This window comes from Sandaracinaceae bacterium, from assembly GCA_016706685.1.
In the GTDB taxonomy this organism is placed as follows: domain Bacteria; phylum Myxococcota_A; class Polyangia; order Polyangiales; family Houyiibacteriaceae; genus JADJJE01.
In genome coordinates this window covers 105,846-123,732 of sequence record JADJJE010000014.1, presented here as the reverse complement: position 1 = coordinate 123,732, position 17,887 = coordinate 105,846, and the positions used below count along the sequence as shown (strand labels likewise).

Genomic DNA, 17,887 nt, shown 5'->3' with positions numbered 1-17,887 from the left:
CGGCGTGCGCCGGCCCCCTGCACGTGGTACACCCCGCGCCGGCTGTAGGTTTCCTGCAAGAACGCGCGCGCTTCCGCGACCGCGGAGCCAATTCGATTGGCGCGCCTTCCTCACCACGGCCCATCACCACGCAATGACCGAACCGACGCCCGCCATCCCTCCGCGTATCTTCCAACACGGCAAGCGCCAGCAGTGGGGCCGCGCCGTGCTCCTCGAGGAGCTCAGCGACCGCCGCATCTTCCTCTTCGAGGACGGCACCGAGCGCGCCATCCATCAAGAGTACTACGAGAAGATGAGCGTCCTGCCGTGCGCCCCGGATGAGGCGCACCGCATTGATCGCGCCGCGCGTCGCAACCGTCCGTCCACGTCCACCAAGACCAAGGCCGCCCTCAAGCGCCCCGAGATCGAGTTCCCGCAGCAAGTGGCGCTCTTCAAGGCGCAGTACCCCGGCGGCTTCCAGGACCCGGACTACCTCGTGGCCGAGCGCGGCGTGGGCGACGACCGCCTCAAGGACGCGGCCATCACGCGCGCCATGGACGTGCTCAGCCAGGACACCCTCGGCGAGCTCATGGAAGAGGGCAACTACACGGCCGTGCTCGACAGCGCCGCCGCTTGCCTCGAGGGCACCGCGGGCACCACGCAGCGCGCCGAGATCACGCGCTTCCGCACCATGCCCGAGAGCGCCCACGAGAACTTCGCGCGCGCCCTGTACGAGCTGCTGTACGGCGACGGCCCGCTGGCGCGTCGCTTCGACGAGTACGTGCTCGCCATGCGCATCGACGGCGGCGCCTCCTGGCCGGCCGCCACGTGGCTCGCGGCCGCCGCGCTGCCCACCGAGCACGTCTTCGTGAAGCCCACCTACTTCAAGAAGCAGGCCCTGGTGCTCGAGCTCGAGCTCAACTACGACAGCAGCCCCAACGGCGCCACGTACGAGCAGTTCATGCGCGCCGCGGTGCGCTGCCAGGAGCGCCTGATCGCCGCGGGCCTCAAGCCGCGCGACCTGATCGACGTCTCGGCCTTCATCAGCGCCACGCTGACGCCCACCGCCATTCGCTCGGTGGCCACGGACGCCAAGCCGAAGCGCGTGTCCAAGAAGGACGCCTGAGGGTTCGCCCGTCTCGCTGCACGGGCCTGGCCGTAGACGCCGGGTCAGCGCGAGACGGGGTACTTCGAGAGCTTCCGCTGCAATGAGCGGCGGTGGAGCCCCAAGCGCTTCGCCGCCACGCTGATGTTGCCCCCGGCGTCCGTGAGGACCCGCTGGATGTGCTCCCACTCCACGCGCGCGAGGCTGGGGGCATCCTCCTCGCGGATGGGGAGCGTCGCGTCGCCCGAGGCCTGCCCGCGAGCGAACGCCAGCTCCACCTCGTCGGCGTCGGCCGGCTTCGTGAGGTAGTGCGTGGCGCCGAGCTTCACGGCCTCCACCGCCGTCGCGATGCTGCCGTAGCCCGTGAGCACCACCACCCGCGTGGTCGGGTCGAGTGTGTGCAGGCAGGCCACCACCTCGAGCCCGCTGCTGCCCGGCATGCGCAAGTCCACGACGGCGAACTCGGGCGTCTCCTGCTCCGCCAGCTGCCGCGCCTCCTCGGCGTCTCGCGCCTGACGCACGTCGTAGCCACGCTCGGTGAACGCCCGCGCCAGGCGCCCGCGGAAGACGTGGTCGTCGTCCACCACCAACAGCGTGCGTGCGACGTGGGGCTCGTCGGTGCTCATGCGGGGATCTCCATCCGAGGCTCGGTGAAAGCAATACCCCTCATGAACGGGTGGGCAAGGCGTCAAATTGTCGCAGCCTCTAATGGCGCATGGTCGGGCACACCCGCTCAGGCGGGGATCACGAAGCTCACCTCGGTGCCCACACCGGTCGTGGAGCGCAGCTCGAAGGTGCCGCCCAGCTGCTCGACCACGGCGCGCGAGAGGTAGAGCCCGAGGCCCATGCCGTGGCCCACGTCCTTGGTGGTGAAGAACGGCTCGCCCGCGCGCGCCAGGTCGTCGCTGCTCATGCCGGGGCCGTCGTCGGCCACGTGCACGCTCACGATGCCGTCGTCGCCGCGCTCCGCCGCGACCCGCACGCGGCTCTCGGAGGCAGCGTCGAGGCCATTGCGCACAAGGTTCTCCAGCACCTGCGTGAGCGCGCGCGGCGGCACGCGCACCACCTCGTCGCCCCCCGCTGTGAGCGTCACGCGCTGGGCGTCGGCCGCGTGCAGGCGCTCGAGAGCGGCAGCCACCAAGTCGGCGATCGTGATGGTCTCACGTGCCTCCCCCACGGGCTCCCCCGTGCGCCCCGCCATGCGGTCCAGGATGCCGCGGCAGCGCGCGACCTCCGCCCGCACGAGCGCGGCGTCTTCACGAATGGACGCGAGCAGGTCGTCACCGCTTGCGCGCCGCTCGATCTCCTTGGCCACCAGCGCGATGGTCCCGAGTGGCGTCCCGAGCTCGTGCGCCGCGCCCGCGGAGAGCGTGGTCAGCGCCGTGAGCCGCTCGGCGCGAGACACCTCCGCGCGCGCGACGCTCAGCTCCTGCTCGCGGCGGCGCAGGGCGCTGGCCAGGCGGGTGACGAACCCCGCCAGCAGCGCCGCCGTGACCGCGAGCGCGAGGAACATTCCGTAGAGGTGTGCGTCGTAAGCCGATGTGCCGTCTTGTTGCCCCATGTGCGCGGTGTGCCCGTAGTGTCCGGCGTGCGGGTCGAGCAGCTCGGGTGGCACCATGAAGAGCGCGCCATAGGCGACAATGGCGAACACGGTGAGCGCAGCCGTCACCCGCCCGCTGAGGGTCATGGCCGCGAGCGTCACGTACACGAGATAGAGCGCGCTGAACGGGTTGCTGGGGCCGCCGGCGATCCCCAGGATCAGCGTCAGCACGCTCATGTCGAAGCCCAGCAACCACGCTCCTGCGACGGCCTGCTTCTCTCGGGGCACCCACGCCGCGGCCGCGTTCGTGGCGAGCGCCAGCGACCAGAGCACGAAGAGCGGCGTGAGCTGGAGCCGCAGCTGCAGGACCTCCTGCGCGACGACCACCGCCACTGCGAACGCCGCCGTGGCGGCCCAGCGGGTCCGCAGCAGCCACAAGAAGGCCACGTTGTGTCCGCTGTCCATGGGGGCCGTGGGCATCGGAGAGGGGATAGCAGAAAGTTGGAGGGCGTTAAGGTGAGCGCAAGGAGTCGGGCGTCTTCCCACACAGCAGCAAGGCGCTGCCCAAACGACCCCGAACCACTCGGACCAAGAACGAACAGGACTGATCATGACCCTCTCCACCCGACTCTTCCGCAAGCTCTCCGGTGCCTCCCTCTTGCTGGCCCTCGCGGTGCCAGCGGGCCTGTCGGCCCAGCCGCCCCGCAACAACCCCGACGCCGGCGTTGCGGGTGAGCATGCCGACGGACCGCGCGGCGAGCGTGGCCCCCGCGGCCGGGGCGAGGGCCGTCGTGGCGGCGGGCACCACGGCCGACAGGGCGGCGGCCAGCACGGCGACGTGATGCGTCAGCTGAACCTGACCGACGCCCAGCAAGCGCAGCTCCGCACCATCCGTGAGGAGACGCGCGCTCGGGCCGAGCAGCTGCGCGGCAGCGGCGACCGCGAGGCGAACCGTGCCCAGATGCGGGCCCTTCATGAAGAGACGCGCCGCCGCGTGGACGCGGTGCTGACCCCGGCGCAGCGCCAGCAGGCCGAGGCGCTGCGAGCCCAAGCGCGCACCGAACACGTGGCCCGGCGCGTCACCCACCTGCGCGAGACCCTGGGGCTGAACGAGAGCCAGACCACCCGCGTGCAGCGCGTCTTCGAGCAGGCCGCCAGCCGGCGGCACGCAGCCCGCGATGCCGGTGCCAACACAACGCCCGAGGCGCGCCGCACGGCGGCCCGCGCCCAGCGTGAGCAGGTGGACAGCGAGCTCCGCCAGATCCTCACCGCCGAGCAGATGACGCAGCTGGAGGCCGAGCGGGCCAACCACCGCGGACGCCAAGGGGGCCGTGGGCACGGTCGCCAGGTGGCCACCACGGGCCGGCCGATGGGCAGCGTGGTCCAGGAGGCCGCCCGGCGGGTCGCTAGCCACCGGGGCTGACCTAGGTCAGCCGATGGGAGACGAGACTGACCTCGGTCAGCCTGAAACAAACCGAAACGCCGCAGCTCTCGAGGGGCTGCGGCGTTTCGCTTTGGTGCCCACGTCTAGCGTGGTGGAGTTAGGTCGGGCCCCGGGCGTGCAAGGAGGGGAGGGACTGCATTTTACCCAGGGCCCGTTGGCGCCGTCTCCAGCGCCGAGGAGAACTATGCTGCACGCGGTGTCATAGGTCAATACCCCTAAGAGCTTTCCGGGACCGCGGAAATATCAGCTGTGTAACTTCGACATTCCGGCCCCACAAACAGGGCCAGATCCAATTGACACACCGCGCCATACCCACTATGCGTTAGGCCTCCGTGGCCTACGACCGAACAAAATTTGGCGAAGACCCCTACCCACTCGATGTCATCGATCGTCAGGTGGTCGCTGCACTGCAGGCCGACGCCAAGATCTCGCTGAAGTCGGTGGGGGAGCAAGTGGGCCTCACCGCACCCGCGGTGATGGAGCGCGTCCGGAAGCTGGAAAGCGCTGGAATCATAACGGGTTATCACGCCTGCGTGGACGCCCGCGCGATGGGCCTCGACATCGCCGCCTTCATCGGCGTGAGCGTCTATGATCCCGCTCGCCTCTCGGACATCGAGGACTGGGTGGAGGCCATGCCCCAGATCATGGAGTGCCACCACGTCACGGGGGGTCACACCCTCCTGCTGAAGGTGAAGGTCAAGAACACCAACAGCCTCGAGCGGCTCATCAGCCGCGTGCGCTCGCTGGAAGGCGTGGAGGGCACCCACACCATGGTGGTGCTCTCGAGCCACACCGAGCGCGTCCAGGTCTCGTTCGACGACGACGAGGTCGCCCCGCTGGACGACACCCCCCGCAAACGCCGACGCCGCTCGGCGTCTTGAACCCAGGAAACCCCAATGCCCTACTGCGCACCCAAAAAGCAGGGTCTCTACGACCCCCAGTATGAGCAGGACTCCTGTGGAGTTGGCTTCGTGGCCGACATCCAGGGGCGTCGCTCGCATCAGATCGTGCTCGACGCCGACCAGCTGCTCCGCGCGATGGATCATCGCGGCGCGTGCGGCTGCGAGACGAACACGGGTGACGGCGCTGGGCTGCTGACTGCGCTGCCCATCGAGTTCCTGCGCAAGGTGGCGCTGCGGGATGCTGGGCTCACGCTCCCGCCCGATGGCGAGTTCGCGGCGGGCAACGTGTTCCTGCCGACCGACGCCGCCGAGCGCCGGCACGCCAAGCGCTACGTGGAGCGCCAGGTGGAGCACCAGGGCCAGCGCTTCCTCGGGTGGCGCGAGGTGCCCGTGGATCCGAAGGGCGCCGACATCGGGCCCACCGCGGTGGCGTCGCTGCCGCACATCGAGCAGCTCTTCGTGGGCCGCGCCGAGGGCATCAGCGAGGACGACTTCAACCGTCAGCTGTTCATCATCCGCAAGTCGGTGGGCAACGCGCTGCGCAAGGACGCGAAGCTCACGCAGGCCGGGCTCTTCTACGTGTGCTCGCTGTCCACGCGCCTGATGATCTACAAGGGCATGCTCACGCCTTCGCAGGTGGTGCCCTTCTACCCGGACCTCGCGGACTGGGAGTACAAGTCGCACCTGGCGATGGCGCACTCGCGCTTCTCGACCAACACGTTCCCCTCGTGGGACCGCGCGCAGCCCATGCGCATGATGAGCCACAACGGCGAGATCAACACGCTGCGCGGCAACGTGAACAACATGAGCAGCCGCCAGGGCGTGGTGCAGAGCGACGCGTTCGGCGCGGACATCACCAAGGTGTTCCCCGTGGCCGAACCCGACACCAGCGACACGGGCAACTTCGACAACGTGCTCGAGTTCCTCTACATGGGCGGCCGCTCGCTGCCCGAGTGCGTGATGATGATGGTGCCCGAGGCGTGGCAGATGCACACGGCCATGAGCCCCGCGAAGCGCGCCTTCTACGAGTACCACTCCACGCTGATGGAGCCCTGGGACGGCCCCGCGTCCATCGCCTTCACCGACGGCAAGGTCATCGGCGCCACGCTGGACCGCAACGGCCTGCGCCCGAGCCGCTTCTACATCACGCACGACGACAAGTGCATCATGGCCTCCGAGGTCGGCGTCATCGACGTGGACCCGGCCAACGTGAAGATGAAGGGGCGCCTGCAGCCCGGGCGCATGTTCCTCATCGACTTCGAGCAGGGGCGCATGATCCCCGACGAGGAGATCAAGGAGAAGGTGGCCGGCGCGCGCCCCTACGGTGAGTGGCTGGCGGAGCACGTCATCTCTCTCGAGACGCTGCCCCCGGCCGACCCCGAGGACATGGCCGCGCACGCGTACGACCCCGAGACCGTGCTCGCGCGCATGCAGGCCTTTGGGTACACCACCGAGACGCTGCAGTTCATGCTGAAGCCGATGGTGGAGGAGAAGCGCGACCCCGTGGGGTCCATGGGCAACGACAGCGCGCTCGCGTGCTTGAGCGACAAGCCGCGCATGCTGTACGACTACTTCAAGCAGCTCTTCGCGCAGGTGACCAACCCGCCGATCGACTCGATCCGCGAAGAGGTCGTCATGGCCCTCGAGTGCTTCATCGGGCCCGAGCGCAACCTGCTCGAGACCACGGCGAAGCACGCGGCCCGGCTGCGGGTGGAGAACCCCATCCTCAACAACGACCAGCTGCTGCGGCTGAAGTCGCTGGACGGCAAGAGCGCCTGCAGCTGGGACAGCAAGACGCTGGACATCACCTGGCCGCGCAGCCGTGGCGCCGCCGGCTTGAGCGAGACCATCCGTCGCCTGCAAGCCGAGGCCGAAGCCGCCGTGGACGAGGGCTACGAGCTCATCATCCTGAGCGACCGGCGCACGTCGAAGAAGCGCGTCCCCGTGAGCGCGCTCTTGGCGTGCGGCTCGGTGCACCACCACCTGCTCCGCAAGGCCAAGCGCACGCGCGTGGGCCTGGTGCTCGAGACGGGCGAGGCGCGCGAGGTGCATCACTTCTGCACGCTGGTGGGCTACGGCGCGGACGCCATCAACCCCTACCTGGCGTTCGAGGCGCTCGCCTTCCTGCACCAGGAGGGCGTGCTCAAGGCGGACTACGCGCCCGACAAGGCGGTGGAGATCTACCGCAAGGCCGCGGGCAAGGCGATGCTCAAGGTCTTCGCCAAGATGGGCATCTCCACGCTGCAGTCCTACAAGGGCGCGCAGATCTTCGAGGCCGTGGGCATCAACCACGCCGTCATCGACCTGTGCTTCGCGGGCACCGCGAGCCGCATCGAGGGTGTGGGCTTCGACGTGCTGGCCGAGGAGCAGGTCCGCCGCCACGAGGTGGGTTACCCTACCCTGCCCGAGGCCGCGCGGCTGCCCGTGCTGCCGAACGACGGCCAGTTCCACTGGCGCGCCACCGGCGAGCGCCACATGTGGGACCCGAAGGCCATCGCCACGCTGCAGAAGGCGGCCCGCGGCAACGACCGTGACGCCTACTGGGAGTTCAGCAAGCACGCCAACGACGACTCGGAGACGCGCTGCACGCTGCGGGGCCTCTTCAAGTTCAAGGAGACCACCGGCATCCCGCTCGAGGACGTGCAGCCCGCGAGCGAGATCGTGAAGCGCTTCGTGACCGGCGCCATGAGCTTCGGCTCCATCTCCATGGAGGCGCACAGCACGCTGGCGGTGGCCATGAACCAGCTGGGCGGCAAGTCCAACACGGGCGAGGGCGGGGAGGATCCCCTCCGCTACAAGCGTCTGCCGGACGGCTCGCTCAACCCCAAGCGGTCGGCCATCAAGCAGATCGCGTCGGGGCGCTTTGGCGTCACCATCAACTACCTCACCAACGCGGACGAGCTCCAGATCAAGATGGCGCAGGGCGCGAAGCCCGGCGAGGGCGGTGAACTGCCCGGCCGCAAGGTGAACGAAGAGATCGCGGCCGTGCGGCACAGCACGCCCGGCGTGGGGCTCATCAGCCCGCCGCCGCACCATGACATCTACTCCATCGAGGATCTGGCGCAGCTCATCCACGACCTGAAGAACGCCAACCCCAGCGCGCGCATCAGCGTGAAGCTGGTGAGCAAGGTGGGCGTGGGCACCATCGCGGCGGGCGTGAGCAAGGCGCACGCGGACCACATCCTGGTCAGCGGTCACGATGGCGGCACGGGCGCGAGCCCCATCACGTCGGTGAAGCACGCGGGCCTGCCGTGGGAGCTGGGCCTGGCCGAGACGCACCAGACGCTGGTGCTGAACGACCTGCGCAGCCGCGTCATCGTGCAGGCCGACGGGCAGCTCAAGACCGGGCGCGACGTGGTCATCGCCGCGCTGCTGGGCGCCGAGGAGATGGGCTTCAGCACGGCGCCGCTCGTGACTCTCGGCTGCATCATGATGCGCAAGTGCCACCTCAACACCTGCCCGGTGGGCGTGGCCACACAGGACCCCGAGCTTCGCAAGAAGTTCGCGGGCCAGCCGGAGCACGTCGTGAACTACCTGTTCATGGTGGCCGAGGAGGCGCGCGAGCTCATGGCCAAGCTGGGCTTCCGCAACATGGACGAGATGGTGGGCCGCGCCGACGTGCTCGACGTGAGCGACGCGCTCTCACACTGGAAGGCGCAGGGCCTCGACCTCACGCCCATCCTCACGCCAGCGCGCAAGCTGCGCCCCAACGTGGGTGTGTTCTGCACGATGAAGCAGGATCACGGCCTCGAGAAGGCGCTCGACAACCGGCTCATCGAGATCGCGCGGCCGGCGCTGCAGAGCGGCACGCGGGTGCGCGCCGAGATGCCCATCCGCAACATCAACCGCACCGTGGGCACCATGCTCAGCCACGAGATCGCGAAGAAGTACGGCGAGGACCTCTTGCCGGACGACACCATCCAGCTGCGCTTCACCGGCTCGGCGGGGCAGAGCTTCGGCGCGTGGCTCGCGCGCGGCGTCTCGCTGGAGCTCGAGGGCGACGCCAACGACTACGTGGGCAAGGGCCTGAGCGGCGGCAAGATCGTGGTCTACCCGCCCGAGCAGAGCACCTTCGTGGCCGAGGACAACATCCTGGTCGGCAACGTGTGTCTCTATGGCGCCATCTCCGGGAAGGCGTTCTTCCGCGGGCGCGCGGCCGAGCGCTTCTGCGTGCGCAACTCGGGCGCCACCGCCGTGGTGGAGGGCCTGGGTGACCACGGCCTCGAGTACATGACGGGCGGCGTGGTGGTGGTGCTGGGCGTGACGGGCCGCAACTTCGCGGCGGGCATGAGCGGCGGCGTGGGCTACGTGCTGGACCTCGACGGCCAGTTCGCGTCGCGCTGCAACATGGAGATGATCGAGCTCTCCACATTGGCCGAGTTGGGCGACGCACGCGCGAGTGAGAGCGTGCACGCGCTAGTCGAGGAGCACTTCGAGATGACGGGCTCCGAGGTGGCGCGGCGGCTGCTGGACGACTGGAAGGCCGCCGAGAAGCAGCTGGTGCGGGTGATGCCCCTCGAATACAAGCGCGTGCTCCAGGAGCGCGCAGACCAAGCGGCCGCGGACGCCGCCCTCGCCATGCAGAAAGAGGTCGCCTGATGGGTAAGCCCACTGGTTTCATGGAGTACCCGCGCGAGGCGATTGGGTACACGGACGCGCTCGAGCGCATCACACACTGGCGCGAGTTCCAGGTGGACGTGCCCGTCTCGCACCTCACCAAGCAGGGCGCGCGCTGCATGGACTGCGGCGTGCCCTTCTGTCAGTCGGCCACGGGCTGCCCCGTGGACAACCTGATCCCCGAGTGGAACGACCTGGTCTACCAGGGGCGCTGGGCCGAGGCCCTCGACCGCCTGCACAAGACCAACAACTTTCCCGAGTTCACGGGGCGCGTGTGTCCGGCGCCGTGCGAGGGGGCGTGCTGTCTCGGCGTGAACGAGCCGGCCGTCACCATCAAGAACATCGAGTGCGCCATCGTGGACCGCGGCTTCGCCGAGGGCCTCATCAAGCCGGAGCCGGCCGCGTCGCAGACCGGCAAGAAGGTGGCCATCATCGGGTCGGGCCCCGCGGGTCTCACCGCCGCCCAGCAGCTGGCGCGCGTGGGCCACGAGGTCACCGTGTACGAGCGCGATGATCGCGCGGGCGGCCTGCTGATGTACGGCATCCCGAACATGAAGCTCGAGAAGGAGCTGGTGGAGCGGCGCCTCGATCAGCTGCGCGCCGAGGGCGTGCGCTTCGTGTGCAATGCGCACGTGGGTGTGGACCCGGCGTTCTCCATCGAGGCCATCCGCGAGGGCTGCGACGCGCTGATCTTCGCCACCGGCGCCACCAAGGCGCGCGACCTGCCGATCCCGGGGCGTGAGCTCAAGGGCATCCACCTGGCCATGGACTTCCTGCGGCCCAACACCAAGAGCCTGCTGGACAGCCAGCTGGCGGACGGGAACTACATCTCTGCGGCGGGCAAGAAGGTCATCGTGGTGGGCGGTGGTGACACCGGCACCGACTGCATCGGCACGTCCATCCGGCACGGCTGCACGCAGATGGTGAACTTCGAGCTGCTGCCGCAGCCCCCGGCCACGCGCGGGTCCGACAACCCCTGGCCCGAGTGGCCGCGCATCTTCCGCGTGGACTACGGCCACGCCGAGGCCAGCGCCAAGTTCGGCGCCGACCCGCGCGAGTTCCAGGTGCTGAGCAAGCGCTTCATCGACGACGGCAAGGGCAACGTGGCGGGCATCGAGACCGTGCGCGTGGAGTGGACCAAGGACAGCAAGGGCGGCTGGCGCATGAACGAAGTGGCCGGCAGCGAGCGCGTGTTCGAGGGCGATCTGGTGTTCCTCGCCATGGGCTTCATCGGGCCCGAGCACGCCGCCGTGAAGCCGCTGGACCTCGAGCTGGATCCGCGCAGCAACTACAAGGCCGACTACGGCAAGTTCGCCACCAGCGTGGACGGTGTCTTCGCCGCGGGCGACTGCCGTCGCGGGCAGAGCCTCATCGTGTGGGGTATCGCCGAAGGCCGCGGCGTGGCCCACGCTGTGGACGCCTACCTCATGGGCGAGAGCTCGCTCCCCATGCCCGACTGAGAGCGCGTGTGCGCCAGAGCCCTGCGGCACACCTGATTCGGCTCGGACTGCGCGCGCAGCGGCCGCTGCTGCGCAGGCTCCACCACCCCGGGCAGCTGGGGCTGGTGGAGCGGGCCATGACGCTGACGGCGCGGCTGCCGCAGGGTGCACGGCGGAGCGGAGCCCATGCAGCGGGCGCGCCCGTGCTCACGGTGCAGAACCTGCGGGCCGATCGGCGCCCAGGACACACGCTGGTGTACGTGCACGGCGGCGGCTTCGCGACCGGCTCACCCGAGACGCACTGCGGGTTCGCGGCGCGGCTCATGTTGGCCGGGCGCTTCGAGTCGCTGCTGATGCCGCGTTATCGGCTGTCCACCGAGGCGCCCTGGCCCGCGGCGCACGATGACGTGCACGCCTTCTGGGAGGCGCTGATCACGGAGCGCGGCGGCGCCCAGGGCGTAGCGCTCGCAGGCGAGTCGGCCGGCGCCAACCTGTGCCTCTCGCTGTGCGTGCGCGCCCGAGACGAGGGTGTGGCGCTGCCAAGCCGCGTGTACCTGCACTCGCCGTGGCTGGACGTGAGCCTGTCGGGGGCGTCGTACCGCGACCTCCGCATCGACGACGGCTTCACGGGGCGGCACCCGCAGCGGCGCGAGTGGCTGCACGCCGTGTTCGCGCAGCACTACGCGGGGGCGAGTGACCCACGGCAGCCGCACATGTCGCCACTCTTCGCCGACCTGCATGGGCTGCCCGCCCTGTACGTGGACAGCGGTGAGCACGAGCTGTTCCGCGACGACGTGAGCACGCTGCGTGAGCGCTGCGCCGCCGCGGGGACCCCCTGCGACGTGCACGAGTGGGCGGGCATGTGGCACGGCTTCGGCTTGCTGGCCCCGCTGCTGCCCGAGGCCAACCGCGCCATCACGCGCGCGGGCTCGTTCCTGGCGGACGGCTCCTAACGCGCCGCCACATCGCCCTCAGTTGGGGTCGCAGGCGCCGTCGCACGCGTGCACGAAGATGTTCTCCGTGAGGAAGCGGCCCACCTGCACCTGATAGGACGCGAGGTCGCGCACGGTGCCGTGCGTGCCGTTGTCCTCGGCCGGCGGGATGTTGGTGACGGGCGACGGCGTCACGTGCTCGTCGTAGACGTGCATCACCGCGGGCACGTTGGCCGGGGCGCCCGCAGGCAGGCTGGCGTCGACGGTGGGCAGCCCCCAGATGTCCTTGGGGCTCGGGACCACGACGGGGATTTGCGCGGAGCGCATGGCCCACTCGGTCACCAGGTTGTTCACCTGGCTGTCGTTGATGGCCATGTGCATCTGCGCGCGCATGGGCCGCATCCCCGGATACCGGTCGGTGACCAGGTGGCGGACGTAGTTCATGGAGTCCACCGGGTCGAGCGCCTGCTGGATCATGGAGAACGCCAGCTGTTGGTCGATGGGGTCGCGGATGACCAGACGCAGCAGTGGTCCGAACATGTTCCACTGCGTGGCGCGCTGGAGAAAGTGGATGAGGCCGCCCCCGCCCACCACCATGACCGAGCGCTCGAGCTGCGGGCTGGTGGCCGCCATCACGTAGCCGAAGGTGCCGCCGTTGGAGATGCCCAGGTAGTGCACGTTCTCGGCGTCCAGCACGGGGTGGGGCTCACCCACCATGGGCGTGGCCTCGAGCTCGTCTGCCAGGCGCTCGCGGATCAAGCGCGCCAGGAAGGTGGAGTTCACGAACGACTGCTGCACCTCGGCCACCACTTCGTTCATGGCCTCCCAGTCGCCGCCGAACGCACGCGAGATGATGGGCACGATGTTCTCGTGGAAGCCGAACTCCATGCCCGCAGCGCTCAGGCGATAGTCCGAGCACATGTCGTTGAACGAGCCGCGCGTGGTCTGGGCGCGCGTGCCCAGGAAGCCGTGGCCGTAGATCAGCACGGGGCGCGCCTCGTCGATGGTGTCGGGGATGGTCAGCACGAAGGGCACCTCGCGCACGCCGAACTGCGTGGCCTCCCCCTCGCTGTCCAACACCACCAGGCCGCTCTCCGGGTTCACGTAGTTGGGCACGTCCACGGTGCCCTCGATCTGCCGGTTGGTCCCGTCGATGACGTCGGTGGTGATGGCGTAGTCGCCGATGGGCGCCACGTTGGCGGCCAGCTGCATGCTCACCAGCGGGCCGGTGACCGCCTCCTCGGAGCGCGTGTGGAAGGACCAGGCCAGCACCACCTCGTCTTCATCGAGGCCCGTGCCGCTGATGGCCGCGCGCACCAGCTGGAAGTCGTCGCGCTGGCGGTCGACCTCGTCGATGCCCGTGCGCGCGTCGTCGCGCAGCGCGGCGTAGACCTCGCTCGGCTCGTGCGGCGTGCCGTCCAGGCGGCGCAGCGAGTTGCGCAGGATGACCACGTAGCCGGTCTCGTACTCGAGCGCCTGCAGCGGGCGGATGATGATGGCCTGCCGCGCCGTGTCCGTGGTGGTCTGGTCGAGCTCGGCCAGGATGCCCACGCGCTCCCACGTGCCCTCGCGCACCAGCATGACGGACGAGTCGTCGGCGATGGTGGCGGCGTGGTCGGTGGGGCTGGGCAGCGACGCGACGTCGGTGCCGCCGGGCAGATAGGCCAGGATGGCCGGGATGATGGTGTAGCCGTCCTGCTGGAAGAGTGTGGCGTCCACGCTGCGCGGCATGACTTCGTCGGGCAGCTGGAGGCGTCGGCCGGTGGGCGTGCTCGCGTCCTCCACCAGATAGAAGTCGGAGGGATAGGGCAGCGCCGCCACCTCCGGCACGAGCGGGTTTCCGCCAGGCAGGTTCTGGTAGTCGGCGATGCGCCGGACCGAGTCACCGCACGACGCGGCGAGGCCGGCGAGCGCGAGCACCAGGACGCAGAGCAGGAGGCGATGGGAAAGAGGAGCGGGCGAGCGACGAGGGGGGAGGAGAACGGTCACGTACGGAGAATCACCTTATTGGTGGGTTCTCCGCAACTGCCGTGACGCTGCGCACCCTGTCCGAGAGGATCCACTCGTCCCAGTAGTTGGGCCAACCGGGGTAGGTGATGAACGCGAAGTCACCGTCCGCCGCGGTGACGCGCGCTGGCCAGACGCGCCCACCCCACTCCACCATGAGCTCGGTGCCCACCGCGTAACCACGGGTGACGATGGGCGCGAGGCGCGCGAGCGGCACCTCGGAGTCGCGCGAGAGCGCATAAAAGTAGCGGCGAACGCTGGCGGTGGGGCCATCCACGCGGTTCACGCGCACCACATTGCCGCGGCTGTCGTGCATGAACTGCCCGGCCTCGATGCCCGCGCGCGGCGGCCCCACGCGCTGTGCCACCGTCAGCGCGTCCCGGTCCACGCCGCCCAGGAAGGCGCCGCTGCGCTGCCCTTCGAGGTAGCGCATGGCCACCCGCACGCCGCCCTCGAGCTCCCCGATGGCGACGCGCGCGTCTCCATTGGCATCGAGTGCAGGATCGCCGCGCAGGCCCTCGAGGAGGATCTGGCTGTAGGTCCAGTTGCCCGTGGACAGGTTGCTGGCGTCGGCCGAGGTCACGCTCAGCGCGGTGGCGCCCGTGGTGGCGAGCCGGCCTGCGAGGGCGCCCAGGCCGCCGGAGTGACAGCAGTCGCCGAAGAACACCACGCGCTTGCCGGCCATCCGCGGCGCGAGCACCGCGTACAGGTCGTCCACGGAGACGCCTGGACGGTCGGGGTACTCCGAGTGCGTGTCATAGGCCACGTAGGCGATCTGCCCGGACTCGGTGCGGATGCCGTGCCCGGCGTAGTAGAAGACCAGCGTGCCTCCCGGTGGGGTAGCGTCAGCCGCCGCACTGAGCGCGGCCAAGATGGCAGCGCGCGTGGCCTGCTGGTCCAGCAACGTGGTGATCTGAGTGGCCGGCACGCCGCGCTCCACCAGCACATGGCCCAGCTCCACGTCACGCCGGTCGGCGTTGGAGAAGCCCGAGAGGCCCGGGTCACTGAACTCGAGCAAGCCCGCGATGACCACGCGGGTGCCCGCGTCGAGCAGCGGCGCGTGCGTGAGCGGGACACTGGGGGCGGCGGGGCCAGGCGCAGCGGGCGGGGCCACCCAAGCCGGCGGCGTGGAAGGCACCACGGGTGTCGGCACCTGCGCCACGGGCGGCACCTGCGCCACGGGCGGTGGCGGCAGCGCTGCGCCGGGAGGCGGCGGCGGCACGGCGGCGGGCGCGCGGTCGCACGCGGCGACGGCGGACACCAGCGCCCACAGCGCGATCAGGACCCACGGGCGTACTCGCAGCATGGCGGCATCATGCCACCACTCACTGCGGGATCACGGATCCCAGTTGAAGCCCACCTTGCTGCCCAACCAGAGGATGTGCGAGGTGGGGTCTGCGCCGCGGCCGGGGATCACCTCGTAGCCCACCCACGCCAGGATGTAGGGCATGAGCCCCGCGGTGCGCGGCGCGGACAAGCCGTAGGCGAACGCGAAGCGGATGCCGGGCGTCTGGAGCACGCCGTCGCGCATGCGGCTGGTGATGTCGATCTCGGCGTCGAAGATGCGACTGATGAAGTTCACGCGCAGCAGGAGCGGCACCTGGAAAGCGACCACGGCCTCGAAGGCGCGCCCTCCCGTCTCGGTCTCGGGCAGGTCGCCATCGGCGCCCACACCGAAGCCCACGCCCAGCGTCAGCCGCCGCGAGACGCCGCCGGCCAGCAGCAAGCGCCCCACGCCGCCGCCGCCGAAAGCGGTCTGCCCGTCGGTCAGCGTGAGGGCCGCGCCGCCCATGCTCTCGAGCAGCACCACCACACGCCCCTCGTCGCTCTGCAGGCCGCGGAAGTCGGGCTCCTCTTCGAGCCAGAACGGGCACTCGGCGTCGGCCAGCTCGTGCGCGCGCAGCAAGAGGGCGCGCGTGCGTTCGAGCGTCTGTACGCGCTTCACGTCGCCCGTGCGGTCGCGTCCCTCGCGCTCGTAGAGCTCCTCCGCAGGCCCACCCTCGGCAGTGATCTGCACGTCCAGCCAGTCGATCAGGTTGCGGCGCGTCTCGGGCGACGTGCGGCACACGCTCCCCATCACGTTGGGGAGCACCTCCTCCACCTCGAGGCGGTCGGAGGTCCAGTCCACCTCTTCTTCGAACTCGACCGCCTTGCGCACGTCCACGTAGAGGCCGCGCTCGCGCGGAGCGTCAGGCAGGGTGGCGCAGGCCGAGAGCCCGAGTGCGAGTGGAGGGAGCAGGAGAAGGGGTCGCATGGCCGGGCACCATAGCAGCCCGTGCAAGAGGGGTCCTGCGCTATGCTGCGCCATGGCCTCACGCCGCACGTTCTTGCGCACCACCGCCGCTGTTGCAGGCGCGGCACTGACCACGGGGCTGAGCACCGGGCTCTCGGGCTGCGACGACGGTGGCCTGCCGCCGCTGCCGCGCGACCTGCCCAGCTATGAAGATAGCCCGGCCAGCATGGGCAGCGCGCCCGCCAGCTTGTTCACGCACGGCGTGGCCAGCGGCGACCCCAGCGCCGACAGCGTGCGCCTCTGGACGCGGCTCACCCCGAGCGACGCGCCGGCTGCGGTGCCGGTGTACTACGAGGTGGCGCTGGACCCCGAGCTCCGGCGGCGAGTGGCCGCGGGCACGGTGATGGCCATGGCGGAGCGCGACTACTGCGTGCAGCTGGACGTGAGCGCGCTGATCTGGGGCCGCACCTACTACTACCGCTTCCAGTCGGGCGGGCGCAGCTCGCTGGTGGGCCGCACGCGGCTGGCACCCGTGGGAGACGCCGCGCGCCTGTGCTTCGGCGTGGTGTCGTGCAGCAACCTCGCGCGCGGCTGGTTCCATGCCTATGACCACCTGGCTGGGCGCGACGACCTGGACGGCGTGCTGCACCTGGGCGACTTCCTCTACGAGAGCGCGAGCAGCGTGGAGATGCCACGCGCGGTGGAGCCCGCGAACGAGCTGCTCACGCTGAGCGACTACCGGACGCGCCACGCGCAGTACCGGCGCGAAGCGTCGCTGCAGGAGCTGCTCCGGCAGAACCCGCTGATCGCGGTGTGGGACGACCACGAGAGCGTCAACAACGCGCACGCCACGGGCGCGCCCAGCCACGACGAGAGCACGGATGGCCCGTGGGCCACGCGCAAGAGCGGAGCGCAGCAGGCCTACTACGAGTGGATGCCGGTGCGTGCGCCCGAGAGCGGTCCGCTCTACCGGACGCTGCGCTACGGCGAGCTGCTGGACGTGGTCATGCTGGACACGCGCCTCGAGGGACGCGACGCGCAGATTGACGACCTGAGCACGGACACGCCCGAGCGCAGCCTGCTGGGCGCCACGCAGGAGGCCTGGCTCGAGACCCAGCTCAGCGAGAGCGCGGCGCGCTGGGTGGTGCTGGGCCAGCAGGTGATGGTGGGGCAGCTGGACCTGCCGGTGGAGAACAACGACCAATGGGACGGCTACGCGCACGCGCGCGAGCGGTTGTTCCAGGCCATCGAAGCGCATGCAGCGGGGCGCACCGTGGTGCTGACGGGAGACATCCACTCCGCGTGGGCGAACCAGCTGGCGCGCACGCCGTTCGACGCGAGCTTCGACGTGGCTCGCGACTCGCTGGCCGTGGAGTTCGTGGCGCCGGGCGTGACGTCCACCTTCCCGCTGCCTCCGACGATTGGCTCGGCGCTGGCGCGCAGTCTGCCCGAGACGCACCCGCACGTGGCGTGGGCCAACCTGTCGCACCGCGGCTTCTTCACGCTTTCGTTCACGCGCGAGCGCGTGTCGGCCGACTGGTACATCCTGGACGGCGTGCTCGAGGACGAGGGCGAGCTGACGTTCGCGGCGGGCGTGGACGTTGAGCACGGCGCGCCGGTGATCGCGCTGCGCGAGGCGCCGCTGCCGGTGCGGGTCGGGCCCGAGCGCGCGGGCTGAGCGGGCCGGTC

The 17,887-nt window shown here is 70.1% G+C and carries 12 protein-coding genes; 7 read left to right on the top strand and 5 right to left on the bottom strand.

All coding sequences use genetic code 11. The features are described from left to right. The first annotated feature begins 133 nt into the window (after positions 1-133). Complete coding sequence (locus IPI43_18175) at positions 134-1,105, top strand: hypothetical protein (protein ID MBK7776028.1); 972 nt, start codon at positions 134-136, stop codon at positions 1,103-1,105. 44 nt (positions 1,106-1,149) lie between these two features. Here IPI43_18175 and IPI43_18170 read toward each other — a convergent pair whose 3' ends face one another. Together IPI43_18170 and IPI43_18165 are read right to left on the bottom strand one after the other, a co-directional pair. Beyond that, positions 1,150-1,710, bottom strand: coding sequence for a response regulator (locus IPI43_18170; GenBank protein ID MBK7776027.1), 561 nt, complete (start codon positions 1,708-1,710; stop codon positions 1,150-1,152). A gap of 107 nt (positions 1,711-1,817) precedes the next feature. Further along, positions 1,818-3,104, bottom strand: a complete 1,287-nt coding sequence (locus IPI43_18165) for a HAMP domain-containing histidine kinase (GenBank protein MBK7776026.1) — start codon at positions 3,102-3,104, stop codon at positions 1,818-1,820. A gap of 130 nt (positions 3,105-3,234) precedes the next feature. On the opposite strand from IPI43_18165, the gene IPI43_18160 reads away from it, so the two are divergent. The 5 genes from IPI43_18160 to IPI43_18140 all read left to right on the top strand — a co-directional run bounded on the left by IPI43_18160 (position 3,235) and on the right by IPI43_18140 (position 11,979). After that, on the top strand, positions 3,235-4,047 hold the full coding sequence (locus tag IPI43_18160; GenBank protein MBK7776025.1) for a Spy/CpxP family protein refolding chaperone: 813 nt from the start codon (positions 3,235-3,237) through the stop codon (positions 4,045-4,047). Positions 4,048-4,400: 353 nt separating this feature from the next. Beyond that, complete coding sequence (locus tag IPI43_18155; protein ID MBK7776024.1) at positions 4,401-4,949, top strand: Lrp/AsnC family transcriptional regulator; 549 nt, start codon at positions 4,401-4,403, stop codon at positions 4,947-4,949. Positions 4,950-4,964: 15 nt separating this feature from the next. Next, positions 4,965-9,569, top strand: a complete 4,605-nt coding sequence (gene gltB / locus IPI43_18150) for a glutamate synthase large subunit (protein ID MBK7776023.1) — start codon at positions 4,965-4,967, stop codon at positions 9,567-9,569. Further along, on the top strand, positions 9,569-11,047 hold the full coding sequence (locus IPI43_18145; protein ID MBK7776022.1) for a glutamate synthase subunit beta: 1,479 nt from the start codon (positions 9,569-9,571) through the stop codon (positions 11,045-11,047). Before gltB ends, IPI43_18145 begins: the two co-directional genes overlap by 1 nt. 8 nt (positions 11,048-11,055) lie before the next feature. After that, positions 11,056-11,979, top strand: coding sequence for an alpha/beta hydrolase (locus IPI43_18140; protein MBK7776021.1), 924 nt, complete (start codon positions 11,056-11,058; stop codon positions 11,977-11,979). A gap of 18 nt (positions 11,980-11,997) precedes the next feature. On the opposite strand, the gene IPI43_18135 is transcribed toward IPI43_18140, so the two are convergent. Genes IPI43_18135 through IPI43_18125 form a run of 3 tightly spaced genes read right to left on the bottom strand, consistent with a single transcriptional unit; the run spans position 11,998 to position 16,219 of the window. Next, entirely contained in the window at positions 11,998-13,947 is a 1,950-nt protein-coding gene (locus tag IPI43_18135) for a hypothetical protein (protein ID MBK7776020.1), read from the bottom strand. A 10-nt stretch (positions 13,948-13,957) separates the two neighbouring features. Further along, positions 13,958-15,271: a caspase family protein gene (locus IPI43_18130; protein MBK7776019.1), complete on the bottom strand. Its 1,314-nt coding sequence runs from the start codon at positions 15,269-15,271 to the stop codon at positions 13,958-13,960. Positions 15,272-15,301: 30 nt separating this feature from the next. Next, positions 15,302-16,219 carry a hypothetical protein gene (locus IPI43_18125; protein MBK7776018.1) on the bottom strand — a complete coding sequence of 306 codons (918 nt, stop codon included), beginning with the start codon at positions 16,217-16,219 and terminating at the stop codon, positions 15,302-15,304. 52 nt (positions 16,220-16,271) lie between these two features. Here IPI43_18125 and IPI43_18120 point away from each other — a divergent pair, with 52 nt between their 5' ends. Continuing rightward, entirely contained in the window at positions 16,272-17,876 is a 1,605-nt protein-coding gene (locus tag IPI43_18120; GenBank protein ID MBK7776017.1) for an alkaline phosphatase D family protein, read from the top strand. The last annotated feature ends 11 nt before the right edge of the window (positions 17,877-17,887 follow it).

Coding starts and splice junctions, on each gene's coding strand:
- IPI43_18175 (MBK7776028.1), top strand. CDS start 134: ATGACCGAACCGACGCCCGCCATCCCTCCGCGTATCTTCCAACACGGC.
- IPI43_18125 (MBK7776018.1), bottom strand. CDS start 16,219: ATGCGACCCCTTCTCCTGCTCCCTCCACTCGCACTCGGGCTCTCGGCC.
- IPI43_18160 (MBK7776025.1), top strand. CDS start 3,235: ATGACCCTCTCCACCCGACTCTTCCGCAAGCTCTCCGGTGCCTCCCTC.
- IPI43_18120 (MBK7776017.1), top strand. CDS start 16,272: ATGGCCTCACGCCGCACGTTCTTGCGCACCACCGCCGCTGTTGCAGGC.
- IPI43_18130 (MBK7776019.1), bottom strand. CDS start 15,271: ATGCTGCGAGTACGCCCGTGGGTCCTGATCGCGCTGTGGGCGCTGGTG.
- gltB (MBK7776023.1), top strand. CDS start 4,965: ATGCCCTACTGCGCACCCAAAAAGCAGGGTCTCTACGACCCCCAGTAT.
- IPI43_18170 (MBK7776027.1), bottom strand. CDS start 1,710: ATGAGCACCGACGAGCCCCACGTCGCACGCACGCTGTTGGTGGTGGAC.
- IPI43_18145 (MBK7776022.1), top strand. CDS start 9,569: ATGGGTAAGCCCACTGGTTTCATGGAGTACCCGCGCGAGGCGATTGGG.
- IPI43_18165 (MBK7776026.1), bottom strand. CDS start 3,104: ATGCCCACGGCCCCCATGGACAGCGGACACAACGTGGCCTTCTTGTGG.